Here is a 25,266-nt window from a genome sequence, read left to right as displayed (position 1 = left end):
TTTACCTTTCTTGAAGTATGGAGAGAGAGGTGGATGCAGCGAGGAAATGGATCTCGAATGAGGCGATCATCTCATGGGTATTGGCGAATTGTTCGTGGTATTGGGCAACACGGGTCAATTCATACAGGTAGTTGACCATGGTGCCAACGGATCGGGCCGTGATTGCGTTGCCATGAACCGATTGATCAAAAGCACTGTTACCCAAATGAAACTGTGCAATTGGATCCGGGGGCATGTGCCTCCGTCCCCTGTCGCTTGGCAGTTACAACCGCCGACACCCTGCTGCGCATCGTGCTTTCAGAGTATCGGCGGGTGTCGACTGATTTCCCTATGAGAAGTGTTCCGGCAGCAAGGCATCCGGCAGGTTCTGATAGCAGACAGGACGCAGGAAACGTCGGATCGACAATGTGCCCACGGATGTGGCGCCGAAATTGGTCGAAGCCGGGTAGGGGCCGCCATGGACCATGCTGTCACATACCTCGACCCCCGTGGGGAAGCCGTTGGCCAATACGCGTCCGGCTTTGCGTTCAAGGATCGGCAGCAGGGATCGCGCCATGCCGATGTCTTCCTCGTCCATATGCAGGGTGCAGGTCAGCTGCCCGTGCAATCCGCGCGCGACGTCGCGCATTTCGTCGGGTGTCTCGGCGGTCACGATGATGCCCAGCGGGCCAAACACCTCTTCCGCGAGGGTTTCGTTGGCCAGCCATGTCGCGGCGCTTGTTTGGTAAAGGAAGGGGGTTGCGTTGCGCTGATCGCATGTCGAAGCCAGAACCTCGTGAACGCCAGCGGTTTCAGCAACACGGGCCTGACCGTTGCGATAGGCGTCGGCGATGCCGTCGGTCAGCATGGTCTGCGCCGGAACTTCGGTCAATGCGGCCTGTGCGATCTCGGCGAAACGGTCCGTTGCTTCACCTGCCACCATCACGACGACGCCCGGGTTGGTGCAGAACTGACCTGCGCCCATCGTCAGCGAGCCGGCCCAGCCTTTGGCGATGTCTTCACCCCGGTTTGCCAGTGCCGCATCCAGAATGAACATGGGGTTGACCGATCCAAGCTCACCAAAAAACGGAATCGGTTCGGGGCGTGCGGCGCACAGATCGAACAGGGCGCGACCGCCCGCAAGCGATCCGGTGAACCCGACCGCCTTGATCAGAGGGTGTTGCACCAAGGCTGAACCCACAGCCGGGCCGCCGTCCTGGATCAGGCTGAAAACACCGGGATGAATGTTGCACCGGCGGGTGGCTGCGAGGATTGCTTCGGCGATGATTTCGCCGGTGCCCGGGTGGGCGCCGTGGCCTTTGACGACAACCGGGCAGCCGGCAGCCAATGCGGCGGCGGTGTCCCCCCCGGCGGTGGAAAATGCCAGCGGGAAATTTGATGCGCCGAACACCGCGACCGGGCCGATCGGGCGCTGGATCATCTTCAGATCGGGCCGGGGCAGGGGCGCACGGTTCGGCAGCGCGCTGTCGTGGCGCCGGTCCAGATAATCGCCGCTGAGGATATGCGTTGCAAACAGCCTCAGCTGCCCCGACGTGCGGCCCCGCTCACCTTGCAGCCGAGCCTCGGGCAGGCCGGTTTCCTGAGTGCCAATCTCGGTAATTGCATCGGCGCGCGCTTCGATCTCGTCGGCAATGGCGTTCAGAAAGGCGGCGCGTTCTTCCCGAGAGGAATAACCATAACTCCAAAACGCCTCTTCTGCGGCCTGCGCAGCGGCGTCGACGTCTGAAATCCGACCTTTCGAAAAGTCATGCGATGGCCCATGTGCGGGTTGTGACGCAAAGAAATCGTCACCAGCAAGCCAGTTGCCGGCGATCAGGTGCTTGCCATGCGGAGTAAAGGTCATTTGGGCCTCGTATTTCGGGATGTCCAGATTTATGGATAATGTATCCAAAATAACGGGACATGCAAGACCGCCCTAGGGTTCGTCTGTCCCGCGCTTCGAGGCGATCATTTCCAGAAGCTGTTCCTTGGTCCGGCGAATATGCTGCGTCAAGACCTCGCAGGCTTTGTCCACATTGCCTTCCTGCGCCAGCCGCAACAGATCACGATGTTCCTTTTTTGCGGGTTCGCGCTGTTTCATCACGCTCAGGTGCATCCTTACATAACGATCCGATTGCAGGTTGACGCGGTCCAGCAATTCATTGGTCAGCTTCCGCTGTGACGCCGCATAAAGCGCCGAGTGATATTGATAGTTCAATATCCCCCACTTGCCGACGTCATTTTCGTCATATGACGCTTCCATCTGCCTGAGAATCTCGTCGCAACGCGCAAATTCCCTCGGGCCCATATTCGGGATGGCCCGGCGAAACAGATCCACTTCGATCAGGATGCGAAGATCGAAAATTTCACCGATTTCGTCGAGGGAGTGCTTGGTCACCGAGCCGCCGCGATTGTTGGCCCATTGCACCAGACCTTCGGCATTCAGGCGCTTCAGCGCCTCGCGGATCGGCATGCGCGAGACATCATATTCCTCGGCCAGAGCTTCCTGCCGGATCGTCTCACCTTCGGCAAGTTCGCCGCTCAGGATACGTTCACGCAGATCATTTGCGATGACGTCCGGTAGGCTTTGTTTCGTGATCGCGCGTTTCCCTGCCATGTCCAATATCCCGCCACGGTTTTTTGGATACAATTACCCGTAATCATCGACTTTTCCAAGCCGAACTTGGATTTCGACCCATGTTCGACCCATGCCCGAGATCTGGAAAAGCCTGAATCTGGTTATGAATCCGTAACCAGCCCGCGTATCTTCAGGCTTTTCCGTCTCTGAATAATGTGTTTGCCGACATCAGACACCCCAGGTGTCAGACAGGCGATACCCACCGGGCCACGGGTCGTCAGGGTCCAACATGTGCTGATGTATTCCGGTGATCCAACCGCGACCGCTGATTTCAGGAACGATTGCCGGGCGGCCACCTATCTGCACAGTGTCAAGGATCCGACCGGTAAATCGTGATCCGATGATCGAAACCGCGTCGAAGGTCTGGCCGGGTTTCATCACCCCCTTGGCCGCCATCAGCGCCATGCGGGCAGACACCGCGGTACCCGTTGGTGAACGGTCAACCTTACCCGGCTGGATCGCCACGGCGGACTTGCCGCTTAGACCGGTTTCCGTCTCGCTCAGCGGGCCGCAAAAGGCGCAGAACGATATATGATCCCAGTCCGGGTTCTCGGGATGAGAGAACCCAAGCTGTTCATTGGCGGCGTTCGTGATCTTTACCCCCAACCGGGCTATGTCGCGGGCCTCGTTGTCGACGATTGCAAACCCAAGCGTCTGCGCATCGACGACCACGAAGCTGTCGCCGCCATAAGCGGTATCTACCGTGATCGTGCCCAGTCCGGATACCTCAAGCGGGACCGACAGCTTGTCGGCAAAGCTGGGCAGGTTCTGGACGAAGATGCGCCGCGCCTTGCCATCGCGGCATTCCGCACGCACCCGGACCAGCCCGCCCGGTGCCTCGAGCACCATATGGGTTTCCGGCTCTTTCATCGGAATGATCCCGCCATCCAGCAACACGGTTGAGACACAGATCGAGTTGGACCCCGACATGGGCGGCGTGTCTTCGGGTTCCATGATGATCCAGGCGGCGTCCGCCTCGGGGTGTTTTGGCGGAACCAGAAGGTTGACATGCCGGAACACACCGCCGCGCGGCTCGTTGAGAACAAAGTTGCGCAGTGTCTGGTCCTGCGCAATGAAGCTTCGCTGATCCCAGAGAGTGTCGCCCGGCGGTGGGGCGACACCTCCGACGATGACATCTCCAACCTCACCTTCGGCATGGGCCGAGATCACATGTATGGTTTTGCTGCTGCGCATGTTTACCTCAGCTATATTGCGCGACAGGGGCATCCAGCGCGTCGAAGATCGGTGTGACGCCCAGACCGGGACGATCTGCTGCGGTCATCCGGCCATTGACACGCTTTGGCGCACCTTCGGCGATGTCCACGGTACCATAGGAATTGAAATCGGTGGCCGAGAACGTGAACTCGGACGGTGTCGACCGCGCCAGATGAGCGATGGCGGCGGTGGTGATATCGCCCCCCCAGGTGTCTTCGATGGTCATCGGGATACCATGTGCGACGCAAAGATCGCGCATCAGCCTGGCTTTGCTCAAACCTCCTACCTTTGAGATTTTCAGGTTGATCACGTCCATGGCGTCGTCGGCAATGCCGCGGACCAATGTGTTGGGCGTGTCGATGACCTCATCCATCACGAAGGGCAGCGCGGTGCGCCGGCGGATCGACACGCATTCCTCATAAGTCAAACAGGGTTGTTCCACATAGACATCCATGCCCGCGATGGCGCCTACGACACGCGCGGCCTCGTGCCGGGTCCAGCCGGTGTTGGCATCTGCCACCAGCAGGTCGGTCTTTTTCAGAACCGCGCGGGTGGCGTGAATGCGGTCGATGTCGTCATTGGCGTCGCCGCCCACTTTCAGTTGAAACTTCGTATAGCCTTCGGCCGCATAACCTTCGATCTTTTGCGCCATGATGTCCGGTGCTTCCTGGCTGATCGCGCGATACAGCACCACGTCCTGTTGCGCGTCGCCGCCCAACAGGGTGTAAAGGGGTTGTCCGGTCGCCTTGCCCAGCAGATCCCAGCAGGCGATATCAACAGGCGCCTTGGCATAGGGGTGGCCACGCAGGGCGCCATCCATGGTGCGATTGATCTGGCCGATATTCAGCGGATCCTGCCCGATCAGATGTGGCGACAATTCCGCCAGCCCGGCCCTGACGCCCATTGCAAAGGACGGAAGATAAGCCGATCCCAGCGGGCAGCATTCGGCATACCCCTTGAGACCTTCATCCGTGATGATCTCGAGAACGGTGCTGTCGAAGACTTCGACATAGTTGCCATTGGACCAGCTATAGCGACCTTCCTTCAGCGGCAGATCCACCTGATATACGTTCAGTGCAGTGATTTTCATGTGGTGTTCTCCTGATCAGAAGCGTGTGGATGCGTAAGGCTTCATGTCGAGCGCGGGCTTTGTGTTCGTGACCAGATCCGCGACCAGTTCCGCCGTGCCTGCGGATTGCGTCAAGCCCAGATGGCCATGTCCGAAGGCGTAGAACACCTGTGACGCACGGGCCGAGCGGTCGATCACCGGCAAACTGTCGGGAAGCGACGGCCGGAAGCCCATCCATTGCGTGCCGCCTTCCAAATTCAGGCCAGGCATGAAGCGACCGGCCTTTGCCAGCAACGTGTCGGCGCGTTTGTAATTGGGTGGCAGTTCCAGCCCGCCCAACTCGACCGCGCCTCCGATGCGCACACCGCCGTTGATCCGAGTCACCACGAACCCGTGTCCCCCGAATGTCAGATGGGTGCGCAGGTCAAAGGCCCCTTCGGGCAGGGTGGTGTTGTATCCGCGCTCGGTTTCAAGAGGGATGCGATCGCCTAGGGTTTTCGCGAGTTGGTGAGACCAGGCCCCGGCGGCCACGATCACCTGTCTTGCTTCAATTTCACCGATCGAAGTCGTCAGGCGAACGCCCGAATCCATCGGTGCGAGCGCGTTGATTGCCGCGATTTCAACCTGACCGCCGCGGGCGGTGAACCGGGTGGCCAAATGTCTTGCCCAGCTGGCCGGATCGACCGTGTTCATCCAGGTGGGCGTAAAACCCGCATGGGTAAATCGTCGGTCAAGCCCGGGCTGGATTTCCGCAATCGCGTCGGGGTTGTCCAGCAGGTCAAAGGGGATGCCGTGATCCTTGCGCCTGTCCCATGTGGGCCGACTGGCGCGGAATTCTGCTTCACCCTCGAACACCTGCAACTGGCCGTCGCGTTGCATCAGCGCTTCGCCATCGACATCCGCGATCTGGCGTTCCAGCGCCGCGCGGCTGTGATCCATCAAAGCAGCCTGCGCAGACAAGGCCGCAGCATAGCGATCCTGCCAACTGGCCCGCCAGAACCGCAGCATCCACGGCGCGATGTTCAAAGCGTAAGAAGGAGGAATTGAAAGTGGACCCAGCGGGTCAAACAGCCATTTCGGAGCCTTGCGCATGATCCCGGGGGTGGCCAATGGCACGATGTCGGTAAAGGCAAAGGCTCCGGCGTTGCCCTTCGAGGCACCGGCTCCTACGCCTTCGCGATCCAGCACCAGCACGCGCCGGCCGCGTTTTTGCAATTCAAGTGCGGTGCTGATGCCGATGATACCGGCACCGATCACAACGATATCCGTCGGGTTGTCTTGCAGCATGGCCAGATCTTCTCAAACTGTGGCTTGGTTCCGGGGGCTGGATTGCGCCAGTCCCCGATAGTTTTGTCAAAGAAGGATCCCACCGCGGAACGGATCGTTTTGCGCGAAAAACAATGTGCCCTCGGCCATGATATGCGCCTGCCCGGTCAGGGTCGGAATGATGCCGCCATTGGGACCAGGCTGAAAGCTCAGCCGGTAAGAGCTGCCGATCACGCTTTCCTGCACGATCTCTTGCCCCGGAACCAGAACCCCATCCGCCGCCAGACAGGCCAGACGCGCAGAACTGCCGGTCCCGCACGGGGATCGGTCATATTGATCGTCCGGGCACAGGACGAAATTCCTGCTGTGAACGTCTTTGTCCGGGGATTTGTCCTGCAAGATCACGTGGTCCACCGGTTCCCCGTTTTCGCCACGCACGTTCTGGTCGATGCAGGCTTTGCGAATTGCAATGGTCAGATCGGTGAGGGCACGGATGTTGCCGGGCGTCACGTCCATCGGGCTGGGATCGACAATGAAGAACCAGTTGCCACCATAGGCCAGATCGCCGGTCACTTTTCCATGGCCTTCGACGTCAACCGACACCGAAGCCTTGACCCGGCGGCTTTCGATATTGGTGACGCGCACCGTATTGGCGTCCAACAGGTCAACCGAGATGACGCCGGCCGGCGTTTCGACCCTGTGCGTCCCCGGACCGATCTGGCCCAGATGGGCCAGAGTGACCCCAAGGCCGATGGTGCCATGACCGCACATGCCCAGAACGGCGTCGGCATCGAAATAGATCACGCCGGTTTCGCAGCCAGACGTTTCCGGGGCCACCAGAAGCGCCCCGACCATGCCGGGTTGACCGCGTGGTTCCAGAAGGACCGATTTGTAGAATTCCTTGTGCTCGGTGGCCAGGCGTTGCGCGCGCTCGACCAGCGGGCCCGACCCCAGATCGGGGCCGCCGTTCAGGATGACCCGCGTGGGCATGCCTCCGGTGTGGCTGTCGATCACATGCATTCAGCGATGACCCCGCCCTGGCTGGACCAGTCGGCAAACCAGGTGCGGAACAGTTTGTATTGCTGTTCGCAATAATTGCGCTGGGCATCCGTCAGCTCGTCGGTTTCGTTGAAGTGCAAGCGGTATTCCTCTTCACCGTTCAGGACCAGCAGGTGCTTGTAGTACAGCACCAGATCGGTGCCTTCGTCAAAGCTGGCCAGCACGCCAAAGGCTTCTTCAAGCTCGCGCGCGCGCAGGCGCGCTTCGGCATGGCCCGCCGCCGCCTTCTGGCACAGGGCGGCCAGCAGCAGTGCCTCTTTGGGCAGGGCAGTGCCGATACCGGTAATCGAACCCGTGGCGCCGCAGTTGACGAAGCCATGATAAACCTCGGTGTCCACGCCCACCATCAGCGTGACCTGATCATCCTTCGAGGTGATGTGTTCCGCGGCGTAGCGCAGGTCGCCTTTGCCTCCGAATTCCTTGAACCCGACAAGGTTCGGATGATCTGCACGCAATTCCAGGAACAAATCGGCGCGGGTGGCGAAGCCGTAAACGGGGCTGTTGTAAATGATGGCCGGAATATCCGGCGCGGCTGACAGGATTGCCTTGAAGTGGTTGCGCTGTGCCGGGATGGACGATCCGCGCGACAGCACACGTGGGATGACCATAAGCCCTGCCGCGCCGACCTTTTGCGCATGTGCAGCCAGCGCCACGGCAGATTTCGAGTTTATCGCACCGGTGCCGACGACGACAGGAAGGCCGGCGTCGATCAGGCGTTCGACACCTTGCATGCGTTCGGCATCCGACAGCAACGGCCAGTCGCCCATCGAGCCGCAATACACCACGGCCGACATGCCGGCCTCGATCATTTCCTTGCCCTTTTTCACCAGGGCATCGAAATCCGGAGTCCGGTCGGCTTTGCACGGGGTCATCAGGGCTGGCATGGTGCCGGTAAAGATATTCTTGGACATGAAGGTGATTTTCCTCGTTGTTTCAGGGGGCCAGTGCACTCAGCGCACGTTGGCCAGGAATTTACGGGTGTGTTCGGATTGCGCATCACCGAATATCTGCCCGGGCGGACCGATCTCTTCCATCACGCCCTGATGGAAGAAAGCAACCCGGTCCGACACATCGCGTGCGAAACCCATCTCGTGCGTGACACAGATCATGGTCATCCCTTCTTCGGCCAAAAGGCGCATCGTGTCGAGAACCTCGCCCACCAGTTCGGGATCCAACGCTGACGTCGCCTCATCAAACAGCATGTATTCCGGCTCCATCGCCAGCGCGCGGGCGATGGCCAGACGCTGTTGCTGGCCACCCGAAAGGGCAGATGGGTAGACGTCGAGCTTTTCGCCCAGGCCAACATGGGTCAGTTGGCGGGCGGCGATATCGCGGGCTTCTGATTTTGACAGTCCTTTGACGATCTTGGGGGCCAGCGCGACGTTTTCCAATGCGGTCAGGTGGGGAAAGCTGTTCCATTGCTGAAACACCATTCCCAGCTTTGTGCGCAGCTTGTTGATATCGGTGCCTTTGGCATGAACATCTGTGCCATCCACTATGACCGAGCCTTGCTGGATCGGTTCCAGCCCGTTGATGCAATACAGCAGGGTCGATTTACCGGAGCCCGATGCGCCGATCACCGACAGCACCTCTCCTTTCTGCACATCTAGATCGATGCCCTTCAGCACATGCAACGCGCCGAAGTACTTGTGCAGGTCGCGAATTTCGATCATTGGGCCCACCTTTTTTCAAGAGACGCGGAATAGCGCGAAATCGGATAGCTGAGCGCGAAATAGAACGCGCCTGCGATTGTCAGGATCAGGAAAGGTTCCTGCGTCCGGGTGATCAGGATCTGACTGGCCTTGAGCAGTTCGACATAGCCCAGCACCGAAACCAACGCGCTGTCTTTCATCACTCCCAATGCGACACCGACCCAGGCCGGGAACACCGCGCGCCCGCCAATCGGGAAGACGACATAGCGCAGATCCTGCCAATAGGTCATGCCCAGACTGCGCGCGGCACGGCGCATCGGCGCACCGACGGCCTCGATCCCGCCGCGTGCGACATTCGCAACCAAGGCGGCCGTGTAGATCGACAGGATCACCACGCCCGAGGCGAACGGATCCAGATTGAGCCCGACAATGGGCGCAAAGTTGTAGAACAGCACCAGTTGGATGATCAGCGGGACGGAACGGAAAACATCCAGAAACGGGGCCACTGTGAAGGCTGCGGCCAGCTTGCCCTCGTACAGGATCCACCCGCATACCACGCCAAGAAGCGTTCCGATGGATATCGACAGAACCGAAATCCAGAGTGTCCGCAGGGCCGCTTCGCCCAGAAACCACAGATCATTGATGGTGAAGCCGCTGAAAAAGCTGACAGTGGGTTCCATCCGAGCGTCCTTCAGTAGCGAAAGAGCCGGGTCGCCAGCAGGCGTGAGGCTCCGAGAATGATTTTGACGATCACGTAGTAGATGATCGCGGTGACGGCGAAATATTCAAAGATGCGGAAGGTGCGCGAGGCAAAGAACTGCGTCTCGCCTGACAGCTCGCGGAAACCGACCAGCATGCCCAGCGAGGACATGAGTACGGCCCAGACCATCTGATTGGTGATCGGGTGATAGACGATGCGAAACACCTGCGGGATCACCACGCGTGTGTAAGCCTGCCACGCGGTCATGCCCAGAGAACGAGAGGCCCGCAGTTGCGTCTCGGGGACGGCCTGGAAACCTCCGCGAAAGTTTTCGGCCAGATAGCCGGCGCAATTGAAGGTCAAACCCGCCAGCACGATGAAGTAAGGCGACAGGTGTAGGCCGAATGCGCCAAGCCCGAAGCCGAAAAAGAACAGCTGAAACAGGGCGGGCGTGTTTCGGGCCAGTTCGACCCAGGCCGAGGCGAACCAGTACAGCGGCCCCTTCAGGTGCAGCCGCGTCAGCGCAAGACACAGGCCGATAAGGATGCCCAGGATCATCGCCAGAACCGCGACTTGCAAGGTCAGCAGCGATGCCTCAAGCAAGTCCGGCAGGCTTTTCATGACCGGCCGCCAGTGGAAGTTGTAATCGAACACGGGTTTTTTCCGAATTGACCGGCACTTTCGCCGGGCGAAACCCGACGAAAGAGCACTTGGGGGGTGAAATCAGTACATCACGCCGGGGATGCGCAGCTCGGGTGCTTCACCTCCGACATATTTGCCCCACAGTTCCTGGTACCGGCCCGAGCGCACCTGATGCGTGACAAACAGGTTCAGGAAATTCAGCCAGGTGACGTCCTGTCGTTTGCCCACGACCGAGGTGTAGTCGGTGGTCCAGGGCATACGGGGGCCGGCCAGCACGGTTTCATACTGCTGGGTGATCGGCAGAACGGCGGTGTTGGTGGTGATGCCGATATCGGCCTTGCCCTGCGCGACCGCCAGAAACACCTCGTTTTCCGACTGATAGCCCTGATAATTGCCTTCCTCACCCCATTCGGCGGCAATCTTCAGCCATTCCTGTTCCGGCACGGTGCCAATCGCGGCGGCGACGCGTTTGCCGCGGATGTCTTCGAAGGTTTCGATCCCGCTGTCCGCGTTCACGACGCCCTGCGCATAGTAGATTGCATAGGGAATGCTGAAGCCCACGGTCCGCGCCCGTTCAAGGCTGTCCGAGGTTGCGCCGAACACGACGTCGGCGCGCCCGGTCACGATGACCGGCAGGCGTTCGGCCCAGGTCAAAGGCAGGATTTCCGCATCAACTTCAAGCGCCGCGGCCAGATCATTGCAGTAATCCACGTCAAAACCCGCCGGTTCGTTGCTGGCGTCGCGATACCCGATCGGCGGAAAGTCCAGAACAACGCCGCAGCGAAGAGTACCGCGATCCACGACATCGTCGAGCGTGTCCGCCATCGCAGGACCTGTTGTGAAAGTGGTGAAGGCCGCCAAAGCGACGAGTTTCTTGAGCATGTGATCCTCCCTGAATCAAAGATGCGATCACGAATAAAGGATATTGGATCCAACATCCATAAAAAGTTTCCACCGGCAACAGAAACGGGCCCGTACCCGGCTACAGGATGGATCAATTGTTCAAGAAACGCCCTTGGCTGATTGATCGTCTTGGGGGTGGGAGCAAGCCGATCATCCAACCGTTCAAAACGTTGTGGAGACGCTTTTGGCGCAACATCCAATGAAGGACCGGTCATTCTGATCCGGTCCGCGTTGCGCAGCTTGAAACGGGCCGGGATGGACGTAGAAAACCCCAACACGTTCTGGAACCGTCCGCCTGAGGACTGGGTGCCCGAGGGTCACGGAACCGACCTGCACAACCCGGACAGGTGCCCCCATTCGCTGTAAGACAACGCGCAGGGTTGTTTTTCCCTTTCCCGATGCTGCCAATGGCGTTCAGTCTGTTCTGATGACGCCGGTTTCCACCCACGTGTCAAATCGTGACAGAACAGCCTGACAGAAAGCCGCGTCGTTGATGTGAACATCCAGCTCGGTCATCGGCACCCGGCCGGGCATGACCTTGCGCGCCTCGTCCACCATTTCGGCCAGAGCCTCTGGATCATGCGCCTCTTCGCCTTCCCTGTCCCAGGCCTCGACGCCCTGAACGGGCAAAAAGAAATGCACGGGCCCGGTTGCGGCTTCCAGTCGGTTGGCGAGTTCCCGAATCCACGCGCGCCGTTCAGCCCCGTTGAAGACCGAGCTTTTGATCAGGCGGTTGTGTTCGTGGAACGGGCGATCGGCATATTGCTCGGGGATGTCCTGCCAACCCGCGAAATCCAATAGATCCAACGCACCGGGCGCCACCATCTGGGGCGTTCCTACGCGCCCGGCATTGGTGACCCGGTCATCGCCGCTGGAGACAACGGAACCCGCCATCAGGTTGCCGAATTCCTGCATACAGAAGTCCATCACGCAGGCAAACGCGCCTTCGCCCGCCAGTTTTTCATAGGCCATGCCGCCCATGCCGGTAGAGTGGAACACGGCCACTTCAAAGCCGCGGTCTTCCAGTGCCGGTTTCAGAATTTTCATGTAGCGCAGGCAGGACGAACCAAGGCTGGTCATCCCGATCAGAGGTTTGCTGCGATCGGTTGCGGTCGCCGCCCTGGCTGCGCCCACGACGGCCCCGGCAGCTTGGCTGAGCGACGACTTGCAGATCGAATTCATGCCATACAGGCCGCCGGCCCACAGGATCATCTGAACATCCGGCGCCAACCGGTGCGGAGGGATCAGAGGCGAGAAGCTGACCGTTGACACGATATATTTGGGAACGCCCATCGGCAAAGCCTGTGCACAATCCAGCGCAAGGTCTGTGCCCATGGTCCCGCCCGTGGCCAGCATCCCGTCAAATCGACCTTCTGAATAGGCTTGTGCAACAACTTTTGCGGCCCCTGCGGACATCACGCGAAAGGCTTTGTTCTCGTCTCCTTGCGCGATGACCTGTTCTATTGTCATGCCACCGGCAGCGGCAACGTCGTGTTTCGAGATATCCGTCGGTTCGGACGCATCACCCAGAACCGATACATCCATGGTCAGCACGTCAGCGCCCTGCGCTCTGACCGCCTTTTCGATAAACCGCATTTCGGGCTCTTTGGTATCATACGTACCAATCAGCAGGATTGTCTTTTCGGCCATTGGTGCCTCCTGTCTAAGTGTGCTGTTGAAGGTATTGGGACATCAACGCCCGGGCGGTTTCAATGAACCGCTCATTGCGTAAGCCCGATCCATCTTCGTTCAGGCGGGATGCAACCCATCCCACGTAGGTTACGGCGCGCAGTGCCATGAACAGGTCGAGTTGGCGGGTGCAGATCGGTCGTTCAGATCGATACCCCGCCAGCAAAGCACCGCGCAGCCGGTTGAAATCAGGTTCGTGCAGGTTCTTGAGAAGCGTCGTTGCGATATCAAACAGGCGAAAACCGAACCCGGCATCGTCGAAATCAATCAGCCACAGTTTGTCCCCGTCAACCATGACGTTTTCGCGGACAAGATCGGCGTGGATCAGGCCGTAATCCAACTGATTTTCCGCGCGCCGAAGGTCACGATCTGCGATATCCCGGAACGCGAGGAACAGGGCCCGGTCCGTTTTTCCAAGCGTTGGGTTTTCCCAGAAACGACCCCAGACAGGGGCGTCTCCAAGCAGCCCGCTGCGATCCCATGACCAACGCAAGAAGTCCTGAGGAGGTGTCCATTGGTCGCTGATGTGGTGCAGCCGTGCCATTTCCCGGCCGATTGAGCAAAAGACGCCTGTCCTGTCCTGATGCGTCAAAGCCTGTCCTGTCGCACCCAAAGGGCGGCCCGGCAACCAGTCGAGTATGTCGACCTGAATACCGTCCACCAGATGCAGATAGCGCCCATCTGCGGCCGGAACGGGCGTTGGAACCCGGACCCCGTTTTTGCCGAGAACAGCCATCCACTGTAGCTCTGACCGGAGTTCGGCATCCGTTCGCAAGCCCTTGCGATGCAGTCTCAGGGCATAGGCGGTCTGGCCTGCCTGAACGCGATAGACGCGGTTTTCCCGAGCCGCCACAAGAGACGCCTGGCCATCAGCCAGCCCCCAAAGGGAAAGCGCATGTTCCACGATCTGCTTCATGCCACCAGCGGCGTTTCCGCCAACACGTCGTCCAGCGTGTCGAAAAGAAGATCCGCGTTTTCGACAGAGAATGGCATGGGCGGGCGAATTTTCAGAGTATTCTTGTGACGCCCAAGCTTGGAGTGAATGATCCCGCGCTGGCGCATGGCGTTGATGATACGGTCGGTGAATTCACCGGCGGGTTCCTTGCTGTCGCGATCAAGGACCATTTCAGCCCCGAATATCAGCCCCGAGCCGCGTATGTCTCCGATGACGTCATATTTTTCTTTCAAAAGGTTCAGCCGTTTTCGCGCATGGTCGCCAACGGATCTGGCGTGTGCGACCAGGCTCTGGTCTTCGATCTCTTCCAAAACCGCCATCGCGGCAGCACAGGAAACAGGGTTTCCGCCAAACGTGTTGAAGTACCGATATCCCTTGCGGAATGCCGAAATGATCTCGGAACCTGTGACCACGCCGCCTACTGGATGGCCGTTGGCCATGGGTTTGCCCAAGGTCATGACATCCGGCACAACGCCCAACTTCTGATGCGCCCACATATGGGTGCCGGTTCGGCCAAAGCCTGATTGCACCTCGTCGCAGATCAACAGGCCGCCGGCCTGGCGTACGACCTTGGCCGTGGGTGCCAGCCAACCGTCCGGATTGTCGGGAAACCCCTCGTTCAGAAAATAAGGGCAGAGGATCAATGCGGCAAAACCGGTGCCGGCCTTTTCGTGCTCGGCAATCTGTTCCGCCACGGCATCGGCGAATTTTGACCCGTCCGGGTCGGGATCGCGATAGCTGTCGGGCGCGCTGACAAAGCGGCAATACTGGCTCAGCCCGAAGCCGACTGTCGGGATGTTCGATCTGCTCAACTGGCTGACCAGCGCGGTATTTCCGTGATAGGTGGCGTCAGTGGCAATGATCCCTCGTTTTCCGGTCATCGCCTCGGCCATTCGCAAAGCAATGTCATTTGCCTCGGAACCGGTGCAGGTGAGGATGGCCGTATCCAGCGCTGCATCCATCGTCCCGGTCAGTTTTTCCACATAGTCCAGAATCCCGTCGTGCAGATACCGGGTGTGCGTGTTGAGCGTGCGCGCCTGACGGCAGATCGCCTCGACCACGCGCGGGTTGCAATGCCCTACATGTGGCACGTTGTTGTAGCAGTCCAGATACTTGCGCCCGTCTGCATCCCACAGCCAGACGCCTTCACCTTTCACGAAATGAACCGGCTCGTCGTAGAACGTCGACACGTTAGGGCCCAATAGCTTGGCCCGGCGTTCAATGAGTTCAACAGATTTCGCTGGAAGAGTCATGAGGGCGGCCTTTTCTCAGAGTTTTATCCATGCGGTTTTCAGATCGAAGTATTTCTCGATCGCGTGCAGTGATTTGTCGTGCCCGTTGCCGGATTGGCGAACCCCGCCCAGCGGAACGGTCAGGTCGGCACCGCCATATGTATTGACATGCACAACGCCGGCGCGAATGCCTGCCACCATGCGATGCGCGCGGCTGAGGTTCGAGGTCCAGACACCACCGGCCAGCCCATATACGGTGGCATTGGCAAGGCGCAGCGCTTCGTCTTCGTCGGCAAAGGGCGTGACGGCCAGAACAGGGCCAAAGACCTCATTCTGGAACAGGGTGTCGGTCTCTTTCACGTTGGCCATCACGGTCGGCGCCATGTAATAGCCTCCGGTCTCGGTCAGGATGCGGTTTCCGCCGGTCCGGCGCTCGGCGCCTTCGGCCTCGGCCTTCGTGACGAAATCCAGATTGGCCTGAAGCTCTGGCAGGCTGTGGACCGCACCGATCTGGCTGTTGAGATCCAGCGGGTCGCCGACGCGAAAGCCTTCGGCGTGGCGGCTGATCTCGGCGACGAAGTCCTCGTAGATCTCTTGCTGAACCAACAGGCGCGATCCGGCGACGCAGACCTGACCAGAATTGCGGAAGATGCCCGCCGCGGAAACCTTGGCGGCTTCGGCCAGATCAGGGGCGTCGGCAAAAACGATGTTCGGGGATTTTCCGCCCAGTTCAAGATAGCAGCGTTTCAGGTTCGACCGCGCCGAATACTCCAGCAGCCGCCGCCCGGTTGTGCCCGAGCCGGTAAACACCATGATGTCGACATCTATCGACAGGGCCAGCGCCTCACCCACGACCGAGCCACGCCCGGTCACGACGTTGAACACCCCATCGGGCACTCCGGCTTCCGCGGCAAGCTCGGCAATCTTGAGCAGGCTGAGTGAGGCGCTTTCGGCAGGTTTCAGCACGACGGAATTGCCTGCGGCCAGTGCCGGTGCAATTTTCCAGCTGCCGATCATCAGTGGAAAGTTCCAGGGCACGATGGCCCCGACAACCCCGACCGGAGCGTGATGCACAAGACCCAGAACGTCACCGCTTGTCGGGGCGATCTGCCCGTAGATCTTGTCGATCGCCTCGGCATAATACCGGAAAGTGGCCGCCGCCGAGAGCGCCTCGGCCTTGTAGGCCATGGTGATCTCGGTTCCGTTGTCGCGTACGCCCAGCACGGCCAGTTCAAGCGCGCGGGCTTCGATCAGGTCGGCCAGCTTCAGCAGCACTTTCTTGCGGCCGGCAGGGGCCATGCGCGACCATCGCCCGTCCTCGAAAGCATCGCGCGCCGCGCGCACGGCCATGTCGACATCGGCCGGTGTGCCTTCGGCGATCAGCGCCAGAGGTTGGCCGTTGATCGGAGACAGAACCTGATGCCGGGCCCCGGTTTCGCCATCCTGAACGCGGCCGTTTATGAAATGCCCGCGCGGAGCAATGTCCTGCGCACGCAGCGCATCAATCGAGGATTGGTCCATGGGGGTTATCCTTGCTGAGTTGTGTCTTCGTCGAGAACCGGCTGCGGTGTGATGCGTTCCTTGTGTTCCTTGATCAGCGAGCGAACGTGGAGCAGAATGATCCCGAGGATCATGATGAAAAGAATTGCGGCAATCGGTCGGTCGATGAAATCAAGTGGTGACTTCACCCGCGCCATGGCGCTGCGCAGTTTGACTTCCATGATCCCGCCCAGAACCATGCCCAGAATGATCGGAACAATGGGCAGGTTCAGGCGCTTCAGGATCAGCCCGAACACGCCGAACCCGGCGGCAATGGCGCAGTCCGTGACTGAGTTGCGCAGGCTGAATACCCCGACAAAGGACAGCGTCAGGATCATGATCCCCAGAAAGCGCGTCGGGATCTGAATGATCTTCAGCAGCAGGTTGGTCGAGAACAAAAGAAAGACCAGAACGATCACGTTGAGCAGGATCAGCGACATGTACAGCGCCATGACAAAATCCATCTGGTCGGCGAATAGCTGCGGTCCGGGGATCACGTTGTGAACGTAGAAGACGGACAGCATCATCGCGGTCAGCGCCTCGCCCGGAATACCCAGCGCCAGCAGTGGAATCATCGCAGCCCCGGGGACGGCATTGTTGGCCGCCTCGGACGCCACCAGACCTTCGGGTGACCCATCGCCGAATTTGTCCGGGTCCTCAGAGGTTTTCTGTGCGTATGTGTATGACAGGAACTGTGATGTGAATTCGCCTGTGCCCGGTATCATGCCCATGAGCACACCCAGCGATGACGAAACCGTCGCGATGCGTTTCAGGCCCAGCAGCTCTTTGAGGCCCGCGAAGATGCTGCCGCGCACATGGGCTTCGCCCGGCGCGTGTTCTTTGTCGACCAGCAACAGCAGCGCCTGACTGATGGCGAACAGCCCAAGAACCACCACGATCAGATCGATACCTGACGAAAGCCAGGTTTGGTCAAAGGTGAAACGTTTGGTGTATTTGACGGGTTCCAGACCGACGGTGCTGAGGAAGATGCCGAAGAACGCCAGCATCGCGGCCGAGAAGGTTTGCCCGCGATGAGCCAGGATCACCAGAAGGATGCCCATGAGTGCGGCCAGAAAAATCTCGCGGCTGCCGAAATGCGGGGCAACCCAGGCCAATACGGGTGACAGGATGATCAGACAGAGGATCGAGAAGATGCCGCCGAAAAACGACGCCGAATAGGCCAGCGACAGGGCCCGGTGGCCCTCGCCGCGCTTGGTCATGGGATAGCCGTCATAAGTGGTCAGTGCATTGACGGCGGTACCGGGCGTGTTGATCAGGATGGCGGGGATTGCGCCGCCATACATGGACGACCCGTAGATGCCCAACAGAAGGGTCAGGCCGACGATGGGCTCGAACGCGAAGGTGGCGGGCAGCAGGATGGCAATTGCGACAGCAGCGCCGACGCCGGGCAATGCGCCGATGATGACCCCGCCCACCGATCCGATGACCAATGCCACGACGACCTGCCACTGCGCCAGAATTGCAAAGCCGGAAATCAGATTGTCCATCTTGGCCTCACAGGTAGGTCAGCGCAAAGGCGCGCAGCCCGTCGGGCAGGTATTCGTATATCCGACCGGCAGGAATGTTCACCTGAAGCAACGCGCGGAAAACGACTGCAACGACCGCGCCGAAGCCAAGTGCAACGCAAAAAGCCCCGGGCAATCGAAACCCCAATCGTATCGTCAGCAGGGCTGCAAAAAGCATGGTCGATGGCAGGTATCCAAGCCACGGAACCGCCACGACATAGATCAGAAAATAGGCAACGTATTCGAGGGACATCAACCAGAACGTCACCTCTTGCAACCGTCCGGGAATGCGTGGGGACAGGAAGGAGCCCAGCAAGTGGAGGCCGCTGAACAAAACCATGCCCCAGATCGCGATCTTGGGCCAAAGGGCGGGTTGCGCAAACCACTTGGTTCGTTTGACGATCTGAGTCTCAGCGCCGATCTGGCTGAGAAGGAACAGGGAGAAGCCGAAGAAAAGGAAAGCAAAGACAATATCGCCAGGACGTCGATACCGTCGGAACATGTCTTGCAGCGTCTTTGCGATCATTTTGGCCTCCTGTTTGAATGAAAAAGGCCCGGGGTTGTTTGGCCTTGCCGGGCCTCTTTCGGATTATTCGCCCAGAATCTCTTCGATCTTGGCGAAAGAGGCTTTGTCCTGCTCGATCTGAGCTTTGGACGCGTCCGGGTCCTGCCAGTAGATCAGGGCGCCGGTTTCCTCAGCCAGCGTCTTGGCTTTGTCCGAGGACAACGCTTTCTGCGCGGCAGCCGTGATCTTTTCACGCGCGTCGGCGGGCGTGTCCTTGTGCACAAACAGCCCGTTCCAAAGGGCCAATGGAAGGTCCGGATTGAGCTCCACGATCGTCGGCGTATCCGGAACCAGTGAAATCCGCTCGCCGCCGATGCTGGCAAGGACGTTCACCTGATCAAGGCAGGGAAGGATAAGCTGTAGCGTCGTATTGATGACATCCACGTCGCCTGAGGCTAGCGTGTTGCAATCCAGTGCGTCGAAGGCCGCTTCGCTGGCAAAGTCGAACCCGCTGCTGACCGCAGCTGCAAAGGTGACCTGAGTGGGGGGCAGAACCGATCCGAAATGGCCAAGCGCAACGTCGTTTTCCTTGCCGTGTTCGGCCAGTTCTTCCCAGCTTGAAAACGGCGCGTCTTTGCTGGCTGCGATGACGAAGGGATAGGTCAGGAAGATGCCGATTGGATCAAAAGGATTCGGGTTGAGTTCGGGAATTCCGATTTCGGGGCCGATGACAGGTACGCCGATGACGAATGAGCCGATGGTGTAGCCATCCGCCGGGGCGGTTGCCACCTCGACAGCGCCGGGGAATGGGCCGCCTCCGCCGCCGGGTTTGTTCACGACAGCGGCAGGCACACCGTACATGGCCTGGAATTCGTCGGCGATCATCCGGGTAAGGACATCTTCCAGATCACCCGGAGGCCAGGGGACGACAAAACTTACCGGCTTTTCAGGGTACTCTGCCAGTGCGGCAGTGGCCGAAGCCGCAAAAGCGGCGGCTGTTAGAAATTTCTTCATTGACACCTCCCGTTAGTGGTTCAATATTTGAACCTCGTTAACAATAATAATGTTGCTTTGTTAAGTTAGTTCTGTCAAGTATTACCTGAGCAAGAGGACCACACGCACATGGGTACAGCCCTTAACGCCCTAAAAATGCTGGACTACTTTTCCAATGCCCGCCCTGAGATCGGGCTGAGTCACCTGGCGCGGTTGTCCGGGCTGAACAAAGCAACGGCGTTGCGGCACCTGCGCGCGCTTGAGGAGTTCGGGTTGATCGAACAGAACCCGATGACGAAATCCTATGCGATCGGGCCGGCGGCTTTGCGTTTGGCCGCGCTGCGAGAGATCGCCAGACCCGGCATTGAGGACGCGCGTCAAAAAATGCAGGCCGCTATGCAGGTGGTCGGTGAATCCCTGCATCTGTCTTTGCTTGAGAAAACGGGGTTGCAGACGGCGCTTGTGGTGGAAACAACGCAGCACAGTGTTCGTGTCAGTCTTGATCCCAGCGAGATGCTGCCACTCAATGCGACGGCTTCCGGTCTGTGCATGCTCAGTTTCGGGCCGGCTTACCTTTTGGAGCAGTTGGATCAGGACGTGCAGGCACGGTTTACACAAGCCACGCTTACTGATCCGAAGCTTATCAAGGAACGGGTCGCAAAGATCAGAGTTTCAGGCTGGGCCGACAGCCGTGGTAGTTACGAAGAAGGTGTTTTTGGATATGCCGCGCCGATCTTCGGCATCGATCAGGTCGCATTGGGTACCATCGCGATAGCTGTCCCGGAAACCCGGGCAACCGGCGACCGCCTTCCGGCAATACTGTCCACGCTGCATTCACTTTCGGTTGATCTGACTGCTGGTTTTGGCGGCCAGTTGCCCGACTCCTTTCCAACCGGATTCCACCCGTGACCCAGGGCGGATTCAACACTCGGAGACCCGCGACATGAAAGACTCCAACTTTCTGAAGGAAAACAACGCCCGGTACTTCTGGCACCCGATGGCGCACCCTGCCGACAGCCGGAAGAACCCACCGACCATTCTCAGCGGTGGTGAAGGGGTCAACATCACTGATGTCGATGGCCACACGGCGCTGGACGCCGTGGGGGGGTTGTGGAACGTCAATCTGGGCTATTCCTGTGAACCGGTGAAACAGGCCATAGCGGATCAGCTGAACGCGTTGCCCTATTACTCGACCTTTCGCGGCACCAGCAACGACAAGGCGATCGAGCTGTCCTATGAGCTGGCCCAGTTCTTCGAGGCCGACGGGCTGACCCGTTCATTCTTTACGTCGGGCGGGTCGGATTCGGTCGAAATTGCGCTGAAGCTTGCGCGTCAATATCACAAGGTCCGGGGTGAAGCAGGGCGCACCAAGTTCATCAGCCTGAAGCAGGGTTATCACGGCACCCATTTCGCCGCCGCTTCCGTCAACGGCAACCAGAAATTCCGCGCCGTGTATGAGCCGATGATGCCCGGCTGTTTTCACGTGCCGGCGCCGTGGACCTATCGCAACCCGTTTGACGAAACCGACCCCGAGCGTCTGGCGCAGCTTTGCGTCAAGGCGCTTGAGGCCGAGATCGCTTTTCAGGGTGCAAACACTGTTGCCGCCTTCATCATGGAGCCGGTGCTGGGCGCGGGCGGTGTGATCCCGCCACACAAGAGCTTCATGCCCATGGTGCGCGAGGTCTGTTCGAAACACGGCATCCTGCTGATCTCGGACGAGATCATCACCGCTTTTGGTCGCACCGGCAGCGAAAGCGGTGCGCGGCACTGGGGTGTTCAGCCCGACATCATGACGACGGCCAAGGCGATCACCAACGGGTATTTCCCTTTTGGCGCGGCCATGGTTTCCGGTGCGGTCGCAGAGGTGTTTGAAAGTGATACCACGGGCCTAGCATCCGTGGATCAGGGGTATACCTATTCTGGCCATCCGGTCGGGGCGGCCGCGGCCTTGGCCGCCCTGTCCGAGATCAACCGGCTGAGGATCTGGGAAAACGCCGCCGCGCGTGGCGATGAGTTGTTTGCCGGGTTGCAAAAGCTGGCCGACAAGCATGACGCGATCGGGGACGTGCGGGGCGGCGAGGGACTGATGTGTGCATTGGAACTGGTTTCGGACCGGGCGACCAAGGCGCCTGTCGCAAAACACCTGCCGCTTCAGGTTCAGAAAGCCGCATATGAAGATGGCGTGATGGTGCGTGTGTCTGGCAACAACATCATTCTGTCGCCGCCGCTGATCGTCACTTCGGAAGATGTGGCCAAAATTCTGTCGGCGCTGGATACCGGTCTTGCCACTTTGTAGGTGGTCAACCGACCCCGTCGGAACCTGGCGGGGTCAGACTTTGATGGCTTGCAGCTCCTCGAGCAGGTCCAGCAGCTGATCCAGCTTCTCCTTGCCCATCTGCGTTTCGATATTGCTGGAGATCGCAAGTGAAGTGGCCAGGTTTTCCCTGAGGATGGCGCTTCCTGCTTCGGTGATCTTGACCATGGTGCGGCGTTTGTCATCGCTGTCCTGACGGCGGGTGATCTGGCCGTCGGCCTCCATCGTGCGCAAAATGCGGGTCACGCTGGGCAGCAGCAGGCACGCCTCGTGCGCGATGGTGCTTTGCTCCACTTCGCCCAACTCGTCCAGAACGCGCAGGATGCGCCATTTCTGCTCGGTCAGTTGGATGCCTTGCAGCATATCCCGGATCGGAGCCATGACGGTTTCACGGGCACGCAACAACGCGATCGGAAGGGACCGGGCCGTACTTTTGGAATGGCTTTGAGTGTTCATGCGGCCTTCTAGAACGCCGTTCCGTGAATTGCAAAGATTAACAAAGCAATCTCTTGACAGGGGGTGCATTAAAAACTAAACATGTTAACTAATAAAGGAGAGACCATGCCTCACTTCCATGTCGAATATTCCGGCAATCTTGAAGACAGGATCGACATGGATGGCCTGTGCGAGTGCATTCGGTCAACGGCGGCCGGAATCGAGACCTTTCCCATGCCCGGTATTCGTGTGCGCGCGACACGGGTCGATCATTACGCCATAGCGGACGGCAACCCGGTGCATGGGTTCATTGATATCTCGATCCGCCTGCGGGCAGGCCGATCCGCGGATGTCAAAGAGGATGCGACACAGCGCATATTCGAGGCGGTCAAAACATATCTGGCGCCGGTTTTTTCACAGCATTCCATCGCGCTCTCGCTTGAGATGCGTGACATCGACCCCAAGCTGTCGCCCAAGGCCGGTACGATCCGCGACCACCTGTCGGCGACCACGCAGGAGACCTGACGCATGAGCGCACTGGACACAAACATCGAAAAGCTGAACGGCTTTCTGGACCGGATCCGGGAAACGGGCATCCGCAACCGTATCGCGGGTGAAGACCGGGACGGATCCGCCGGAGTGTTTCAGTCGGTCTCGCCCGTCGATAAATCCGTGATCTGTGATGTTGCCCATGGCACGGCAGATGACATCGATGCGGCAGCCAAGGCCGCCCACGCAGCCTTTGCAGAGTGGAGAGACATGCCCGCCACCCAACGCCGTCGCATCTTGTTGAATGTGGCTGATGCCATTGAAGCGCGCGCCGAGGAAATAGCACTGTGCGAGTGTTGGGACACGGGGCAGACCCTGCGCTTCATGTCAAAGGCAGCTTTGCGCGGGGCAGAGAACTTCCGGTATTTCGCGGATCAGGTGATTCAGGCGCGGGATGGGCAGCACCTGAAGTCTCCGACGCTGATGAATGTGACGACCCGTGTGCCGATTGGCCCGGTTGGCGTGATTACCCCGTGGAACACGCCGTTCATGCTGTCGACCTGGAAGATCGCGCCTGCGTTGGCTGCGGGTTGCACGGTGGTTCACAAACCCGCCGAGGATTCCCCTCTGACGGCCCGTCTTCTGGTGGAAATCGCCGAACAGGCAGGGCTGCCCAAAGGTGTGCTGAACACGGTCAACGGGTTTGGCCCCGACGCTGGCAAGGCTTTGTGTGAGCATGCGCTGATCAAGGCCATTGCCTTTGTGGGCGAAAGCCGTACCGGCAGTCTGATCGTCAAGCAAGGCGCAGATACCCATAAGCGCAACCATCTGGAACTGGGTGGAAAAAACCCGGTTGTCGTGTTTGATGATGCGGATCTGGACCGCGCTTTGGATGCCGTGATCTTCATGATCTATTCGATCAATGGCGAGCGCTGCACCTCGTCTTCGCGGCTTTTGGTGCAGGACACGATCAAGGAAGACTTCGAAGCCAGATTGATTGAGCGCGTCAACAACATCAAGGTGGGCCACCCCTTGGACCCCGATACCGAGATCGGGCCGTTGGTGACCGAAGAACACTACACCAAGGTCACGAGCTATTTCGACATCGCCAAGGAAGATGGCGCAACTGTCGCCGCTGGCGGCGTCACGGTGGGGGATGCGGGCTATTTCGTCCGGCCGACCCTGTTCACCAATGCCACCAACCAGATGCGCATCGCGCGTGAGGAGATATTTGGCCCTGTCCTGACCTCGATCCCGTTCTCGACCGAGGATGAGGCGCTGGAGATCGCCAACGACACGCCGTATGGCCTGACCGGCTATGTCTGGACCAATGATCTGACCCGCGCGCTTCGGTTTACAGACAGGCTGGAGGCTGGAATGATCTGGGTGAATTCCGAGAACGTGCGTCACCTGCCCACGCCGTTCGGTGGGGTCAAGGCGTCCGGCATCGGCCGGGATGGCGGCGACTGGAGCTTTGAATTCTATATGGAACAGAAACATATCGGCTTTGCCACCGGTCAGCACAAGATCATGCAGTTGGGTAAATAGATCACGTAGGCCGACCCCGGCTGGGGCAAGCCCATTACACGAGGAGGAATTGCCATGGGAAAGATAGTACAGGCCGCAAAGATCACGCATGTACCCAGCATCTGGATGTCCCACACGATGCCAAAGTACAAGGGCATCCGGCAATCCGCCATTGATGGATATGCACGCCTGCGTCAGGACGCGATCGACCGCGGGGTCGAGACGTTCATCGTGTTCGACACCCATTGGATCACCAATCAAGGGTTTCACCTGAACACGAAGGAACATCACAAGGGCCGGTTCATAAGTCACGAACTGCCGCATATGTTGGCGGATATGGAGTTCGACTATCGCGGCGATCATGAACTTGGGGAAACCATCCTTGACGTTCTGCGCGAACGGGGAGAGCGGGCGCTGGGCCATTCGCACCCCGACATGGGCATGGAATACGGCACCCTCCTGCCGATGCATTTCATCAATGATGGCGTGAATGCCCGGGTTTTGCCGGTGGCGGTCAATCAATTCTCGTCGATTGCGGAAAACCGGGCCTGGGGCGAGGCCATTGCCGAGGGTATCCGACGTTCGGACCGCAATGTATCCATTCTGGCGTCCGGCTCGCTCAGCCACGACTTTACGCCGAATGAACGCTCGGTCGACGGGCTGAATGCCGTGAATGGCGAGTTCAACCGCCAGATGGACATGCGCGTTCTGGAGCTGTGGCAGCAGGGCCGATTTGAAGAGTTTCTGGAAATGCTGCCGGACTATGCAAAAAAATGCACCGGTGAATGCGCCATGAATGACACCGCTTTGCTGTTTGGTGCGTTGGGGTGGGGAAGCTACAAGGGTGAGATCGACATTTACACCCCGTATTTCGGCAGCTCTGGCACCGGTCAGGCCAATGTCAGCTTTTCGGTGTGACGCACGCAACGGAACAAAAGG

At 59.3% G+C, this 25,266-nt stretch carries 25 protein-coding genes; 5 read left to right on the top strand and 20 right to left on the bottom strand.

Annotated elements, in window-relative coordinates; all coding sequences use genetic code 11:
• Window position 1: 1 nt before the first annotated feature.
• The 19 genes from GOW09_RS10910 to GOW09_RS10820 form a co-directional block, all read right to left on the bottom strand.
• Window positions 2-235, bottom strand: a complete 234-nt coding sequence (locus tag GOW09_RS10910; protein WP_171118205.1) for a hypothetical protein — start codon at window positions 233-235, stop codon at window positions 2-4.
• Window positions 236-328: 93 nt separating this feature from the next.
• Complete coding sequence (locus GOW09_RS10905) at window positions 329-1,843, bottom strand: aldehyde dehydrogenase (NADP(+)) (RefSeq protein WP_171118203.1); 1,515 nt, start codon at window positions 1,841-1,843, stop codon at window positions 329-331.
• Window positions 1,844-1,915: 72 nt separating this feature from the next.
• Window positions 1,916-2,596 (bottom strand): GntR family transcriptional regulator, encoded by a 681-nt coding sequence (locus tag GOW09_RS10900; protein WP_170345149.1) that lies wholly within the window; start codon window positions 2,594-2,596, stop codon window positions 1,916-1,918.
• Between the two features lie 189 nt (window positions 2,597-2,785).
• A complete protein-coding gene (locus tag GOW09_RS10895) occupies window positions 2,786-3,811 on the bottom strand; it encodes a proline racemase family protein (RefSeq protein WP_171118201.1) in 1,026 nt (341 codons plus the stop codon).
• A gap of 7 nt (window positions 3,812-3,818) precedes the next feature.
• A complete protein-coding gene (locus GOW09_RS10890; protein ID WP_171118199.1) occupies window positions 3,819-4,922 on the bottom strand; it encodes a cis-3-hydroxy-L-proline dehydratase in 1,104 nt (367 codons plus the stop codon).
• A gap of 15 nt (window positions 4,923-4,937) precedes the next feature.
• Window positions 4,938-6,188: an FAD-binding oxidoreductase gene (locus GOW09_RS10885; protein WP_171118196.1), complete on the bottom strand. Its 1,251-nt coding sequence runs from the start codon at window positions 6,186-6,188 to the stop codon at window positions 4,938-4,940.
• 66 nt (window positions 6,189-6,254) lie between these two features.
• Window positions 6,255-7,187, bottom strand: coding sequence for a proline racemase family protein (locus GOW09_RS10880; protein ID WP_171118194.1), 933 nt, complete (start codon window positions 7,185-7,187; stop codon window positions 6,255-6,257).
• Window positions 7,178-8,137 (bottom strand): dihydrodipicolinate synthase family protein, encoded by a 960-nt coding sequence (locus GOW09_RS10875; protein ID WP_171118193.1) that lies wholly within the window; start codon window positions 8,135-8,137, stop codon window positions 7,178-7,180. The genes GOW09_RS10880 and GOW09_RS10875 overlap by 10 nt, the downstream gene beginning before the upstream one ends.
• 39 nt (window positions 8,138-8,176) lie before the next feature.
• The gene (locus GOW09_RS10870; RefSeq protein ID WP_171118191.1) at window positions 8,177-8,899 is read right to left on the bottom strand and encodes an amino acid ABC transporter ATP-binding protein; all 723 of its coding nucleotides are present in this window, start codon (window positions 8,897-8,899) and stop codon (window positions 8,177-8,179) included.
• Window positions 8,896-9,558: an amino acid ABC transporter permease gene (locus GOW09_RS10865; protein ID WP_171118189.1), complete on the bottom strand. Its 663-nt coding sequence runs from the start codon at window positions 9,556-9,558 to the stop codon at window positions 8,896-8,898. The genes GOW09_RS10870 and GOW09_RS10865 overlap by 4 nt, the downstream gene beginning before the upstream one ends.
• 11 nt (window positions 9,559-9,569) lie before the next feature.
• Window positions 9,570-10,232, bottom strand: coding sequence for an amino acid ABC transporter permease (locus tag GOW09_RS10860; protein WP_171118187.1), 663 nt, complete (start codon window positions 10,230-10,232; stop codon window positions 9,570-9,572).
• Window positions 10,233-10,301: 69 nt separating this feature from the next.
• Window positions 10,302-11,102, bottom strand: coding sequence for a transporter substrate-binding domain-containing protein (locus tag GOW09_RS10855; protein ID WP_171118185.1), 801 nt, complete (start codon window positions 11,100-11,102; stop codon window positions 10,302-10,304).
• A gap of 435 nt (window positions 11,103-11,537) precedes the next feature.
• A complete protein-coding gene (locus GOW09_RS10850; protein ID WP_171118183.1) occupies window positions 11,538-12,773 on the bottom strand; it encodes a Tm-1-like ATP-binding domain-containing protein in 1,236 nt (411 codons plus the stop codon).
• Between the two features lie 13 nt (window positions 12,774-12,786).
• On the bottom strand, window positions 12,787-13,728 hold the full coding sequence (locus GOW09_RS10845) for a homoserine kinase (RefSeq protein ID WP_171118181.1): 942 nt from the start codon (window positions 13,726-13,728) through the stop codon (window positions 12,787-12,789).
• Window positions 13,725-15,020, bottom strand: a complete 1,296-nt coding sequence (locus GOW09_RS10840) for an aspartate aminotransferase family protein (protein ID WP_171118179.1) — start codon at window positions 15,018-15,020, stop codon at window positions 13,725-13,727. The genes GOW09_RS10845 and GOW09_RS10840 overlap by 4 nt, the downstream gene beginning before the upstream one ends.
• Before the next feature lie 15 nt (window positions 15,021-15,035).
• A complete protein-coding gene (locus GOW09_RS10835) occupies window positions 15,036-16,520 on the bottom strand; it encodes an aldehyde dehydrogenase (protein ID WP_171118177.1) in 1,485 nt (494 codons plus the stop codon).
• A gap of 5 nt (window positions 16,521-16,525) precedes the next feature.
• Window positions 16,526-18,046, bottom strand: coding sequence for a tripartite tricarboxylate transporter permease (locus tag GOW09_RS10830; RefSeq protein WP_171118175.1), 1,521 nt, complete (start codon window positions 18,044-18,046; stop codon window positions 16,526-16,528).
• A 7-nt stretch (window positions 18,047-18,053) separates the two neighbouring features.
• Window positions 18,054-18,590, bottom strand: a complete 537-nt coding sequence (locus tag GOW09_RS10825; RefSeq protein WP_171118173.1) for a tripartite tricarboxylate transporter TctB family protein — start codon at window positions 18,588-18,590, stop codon at window positions 18,054-18,056.
• A gap of 63 nt (window positions 18,591-18,653) precedes the next feature.
• Window positions 18,654-19,583 (bottom strand): tripartite tricarboxylate transporter substrate binding protein, encoded by a 930-nt coding sequence (locus GOW09_RS10820; RefSeq protein WP_171118170.1) that lies wholly within the window; start codon window positions 19,581-19,583, stop codon window positions 18,654-18,656.
• Between the two features lie 108 nt (window positions 19,584-19,691).
• Here GOW09_RS10820 and GOW09_RS10815 point away from each other — a divergent pair, with 108 nt between their 5' ends.
• Complete coding sequence (locus GOW09_RS10815) at window positions 19,692-20,471, top strand: IclR family transcriptional regulator (protein ID WP_171118168.1); 780 nt, start codon at window positions 19,692-19,694, stop codon at window positions 20,469-20,471.
• A 34-nt stretch (window positions 20,472-20,505) separates the two neighbouring features.
• The gene (locus GOW09_RS10810) at window positions 20,506-21,858 is read left to right on the top strand and encodes an aminotransferase class III-fold pyridoxal phosphate-dependent enzyme (protein ID WP_171118166.1); all 1,353 of its coding nucleotides are present in this window, start codon (window positions 20,506-20,508) and stop codon (window positions 21,856-21,858) included.
• A 33-nt stretch (window positions 21,859-21,891) separates the two neighbouring features.
• Here GOW09_RS10810 and hpaR read toward each other — a convergent pair whose 3' ends face one another.
• Window positions 21,892-22,332 carry a homoprotocatechuate degradation operon regulator HpaR gene (hpaR, locus tag GOW09_RS10805; protein WP_171118163.1) on the bottom strand — a complete coding sequence of 147 codons (441 nt, stop codon included), beginning with the start codon at window positions 22,330-22,332 and terminating at the stop codon, window positions 21,892-21,894.
• Between the two features lie 105 nt (window positions 22,333-22,437).
• Here hpaR and GOW09_RS10800 point away from each other — a divergent pair, with 105 nt between their 5' ends.
• The 3 genes from GOW09_RS10800 to hpaD are packed head-to-tail and all read left to right on the top strand — an operon-like array spanning window position 22,438 to window position 25,245.
• Window positions 22,438-22,836, top strand: coding sequence for a 5-carboxymethyl-2-hydroxymuconate Delta-isomerase (locus GOW09_RS10800; protein WP_171118161.1), 399 nt, complete (start codon window positions 22,438-22,440; stop codon window positions 22,834-22,836).
• Window positions 22,837-22,839: 3 nt separating this feature from the next.
• On the top strand, window positions 22,840-24,348 hold the full coding sequence (gene hpaE, locus GOW09_RS10795) for a 5-carboxymethyl-2-hydroxymuconate semialdehyde dehydrogenase (protein ID WP_171118159.1): 1,509 nt from the start codon (window positions 22,840-22,842) through the stop codon (window positions 24,346-24,348).
• A 54-nt stretch (window positions 24,349-24,402) separates the two neighbouring features.
• The gene (gene hpaD, locus GOW09_RS10790; RefSeq protein ID WP_171118157.1) at window positions 24,403-25,245 is read left to right on the top strand and encodes a 3,4-dihydroxyphenylacetate 2,3-dioxygenase; all 843 of its coding nucleotides are present in this window, start codon (window positions 24,403-24,405) and stop codon (window positions 25,243-25,245) included.
• Window positions 25,246-25,266 lie beyond the last annotated feature (21 nt).

The sequence above is a fragment of the Ruegeria sp. HKCCA5463 genome (assembly GCF_013034175.1).
GTDB lineage: Bacteria > Pseudomonadota > Alphaproteobacteria > Rhodobacterales > Rhodobacteraceae > Ruegeria.
Note: the sequence above shows the minus strand (reverse complement) of the source record. Positions and strands in the feature narration are given on the sequence as shown.

What these genes read in the sequence shown, in the direction of transcription:
- GOW09_RS10840 (WP_171118179.1), bottom strand. Translation starts at nt 15,020, where the DNA reads ATGACTCTTCCAGCGAAATCTGTTGAACTCATTGAACGCCGGGCCAAG.
- GOW09_RS10800 (WP_171118161.1), top strand. Translation starts at nt 22,438, where the DNA reads ATGCCTCACTTCCATGTCGAATATTCCGGCAATCTTGAAGACAGGATC.
- GOW09_RS10850 (WP_171118183.1), bottom strand. Translation starts at nt 12,773, where the DNA reads ATGGCCGAAAAGACAATCCTGCTGATTGGTACGTATGATACCAAAGAG.
- GOW09_RS10875 (WP_171118193.1), bottom strand. Translation starts at nt 8,137, where the DNA reads ATGTCCAAGAATATCTTTACCGGCACCATGCCAGCCCTGATGACCCCG.
- GOW09_RS10825 (WP_171118173.1), bottom strand. Translation starts at nt 18,590, where the DNA reads ATGATCGCAAAGACGCTGCAAGACATGTTCCGACGGTATCGACGTCCT.
- GOW09_RS10835 (WP_171118177.1), bottom strand. Translation starts at nt 16,520, where the DNA reads ATGGACCAATCCTCGATTGATGCGCTGCGTGCGCAGGACATTGCTCCG.
- GOW09_RS10815 (WP_171118168.1), top strand. Translation starts at nt 19,692, where the DNA reads ATGGGTACAGCCCTTAACGCCCTAAAAATGCTGGACTACTTTTCCAAT.
- GOW09_RS10890 (WP_171118199.1), bottom strand. Translation starts at nt 4,922, where the DNA reads ATGAAAATCACTGCACTGAACGTATATCAGGTGGATCTGCCGCTGAAG.
- GOW09_RS10810 (WP_171118166.1), top strand. Translation starts at nt 20,506, where the DNA reads ATGAAAGACTCCAACTTTCTGAAGGAAAACAACGCCCGGTACTTCTGG.
- hpaD (WP_171118157.1), top strand. Translation starts at nt 24,403, where the DNA reads ATGGGAAAGATAGTACAGGCCGCAAAGATCACGCATGTACCCAGCATC.
- hpaR (WP_171118163.1), bottom strand. Translation starts at nt 22,332, where the DNA reads ATGAACACTCAAAGCCATTCCAAAAGTACGGCCCGGTCCCTTCCGATC.
- GOW09_RS10845 (WP_171118181.1), bottom strand. Translation starts at nt 13,728, where the DNA reads ATGAAGCAGATCGTGGAACATGCGCTTTCCCTTTGGGGGCTGGCTGAT.
- GOW09_RS10880 (WP_171118194.1), bottom strand. Translation starts at nt 7,187, where the DNA reads ATGCATGTGATCGACAGCCACACCGGAGGCATGCCCACGCGGGTCATC.
- GOW09_RS10900 (WP_170345149.1), bottom strand. Translation starts at nt 2,596, where the DNA reads ATGGCAGGGAAACGCGCGATCACGAAACAAAGCCTACCGGACGTCATC.
- GOW09_RS10830 (WP_171118175.1), bottom strand. Translation starts at nt 18,046, where the DNA reads ATGGACAATCTGATTTCCGGCTTTGCAATTCTGGCGCAGTGGCAGGTC.
- GOW09_RS10895 (WP_171118201.1), bottom strand. Translation starts at nt 3,811, where the DNA reads ATGCGCAGCAGCAAAACCATACATGTGATCTCGGCCCATGCCGAAGGT.
- GOW09_RS10870 (WP_171118191.1), bottom strand. Translation starts at nt 8,899, where the DNA reads ATGATCGAAATTCGCGACCTGCACAAGTACTTCGGCGCGTTGCATGTG.
- hpaE (WP_171118159.1), top strand. Translation starts at nt 22,840, where the DNA reads ATGAGCGCACTGGACACAAACATCGAAAAGCTGAACGGCTTTCTGGAC.
- GOW09_RS10820 (WP_171118170.1), bottom strand. Translation starts at nt 19,583, where the DNA reads ATGAAGAAATTTCTAACAGCCGCCGCTTTTGCGGCTTCGGCCACTGCC.
- GOW09_RS10905 (WP_171118203.1), bottom strand. Translation starts at nt 1,843, where the DNA reads ATGACCTTTACTCCGCATGGCAAGCACCTGATCGCCGGCAACTGGCTT.
- GOW09_RS10885 (WP_171118196.1), bottom strand. Translation starts at nt 6,188, where the DNA reads ATGCTGCAAGACAACCCGACGGATATCGTTGTGATCGGTGCCGGTATC.
- GOW09_RS10865 (WP_171118189.1), bottom strand. Translation starts at nt 9,558, where the DNA reads ATGGAACCCACTGTCAGCTTTTTCAGCGGCTTCACCATCAATGATCTG.
- GOW09_RS10910 (WP_171118205.1), bottom strand. Translation starts at nt 235, where the DNA reads ATGCCCCCGGATCCAATTGCACAGTTTCATTTGGGTAACAGTGCTTTT.
- GOW09_RS10855 (WP_171118185.1), bottom strand. Translation starts at nt 11,102, where the DNA reads ATGCTCAAGAAACTCGTCGCTTTGGCGGCCTTCACCACTTTCACAACA.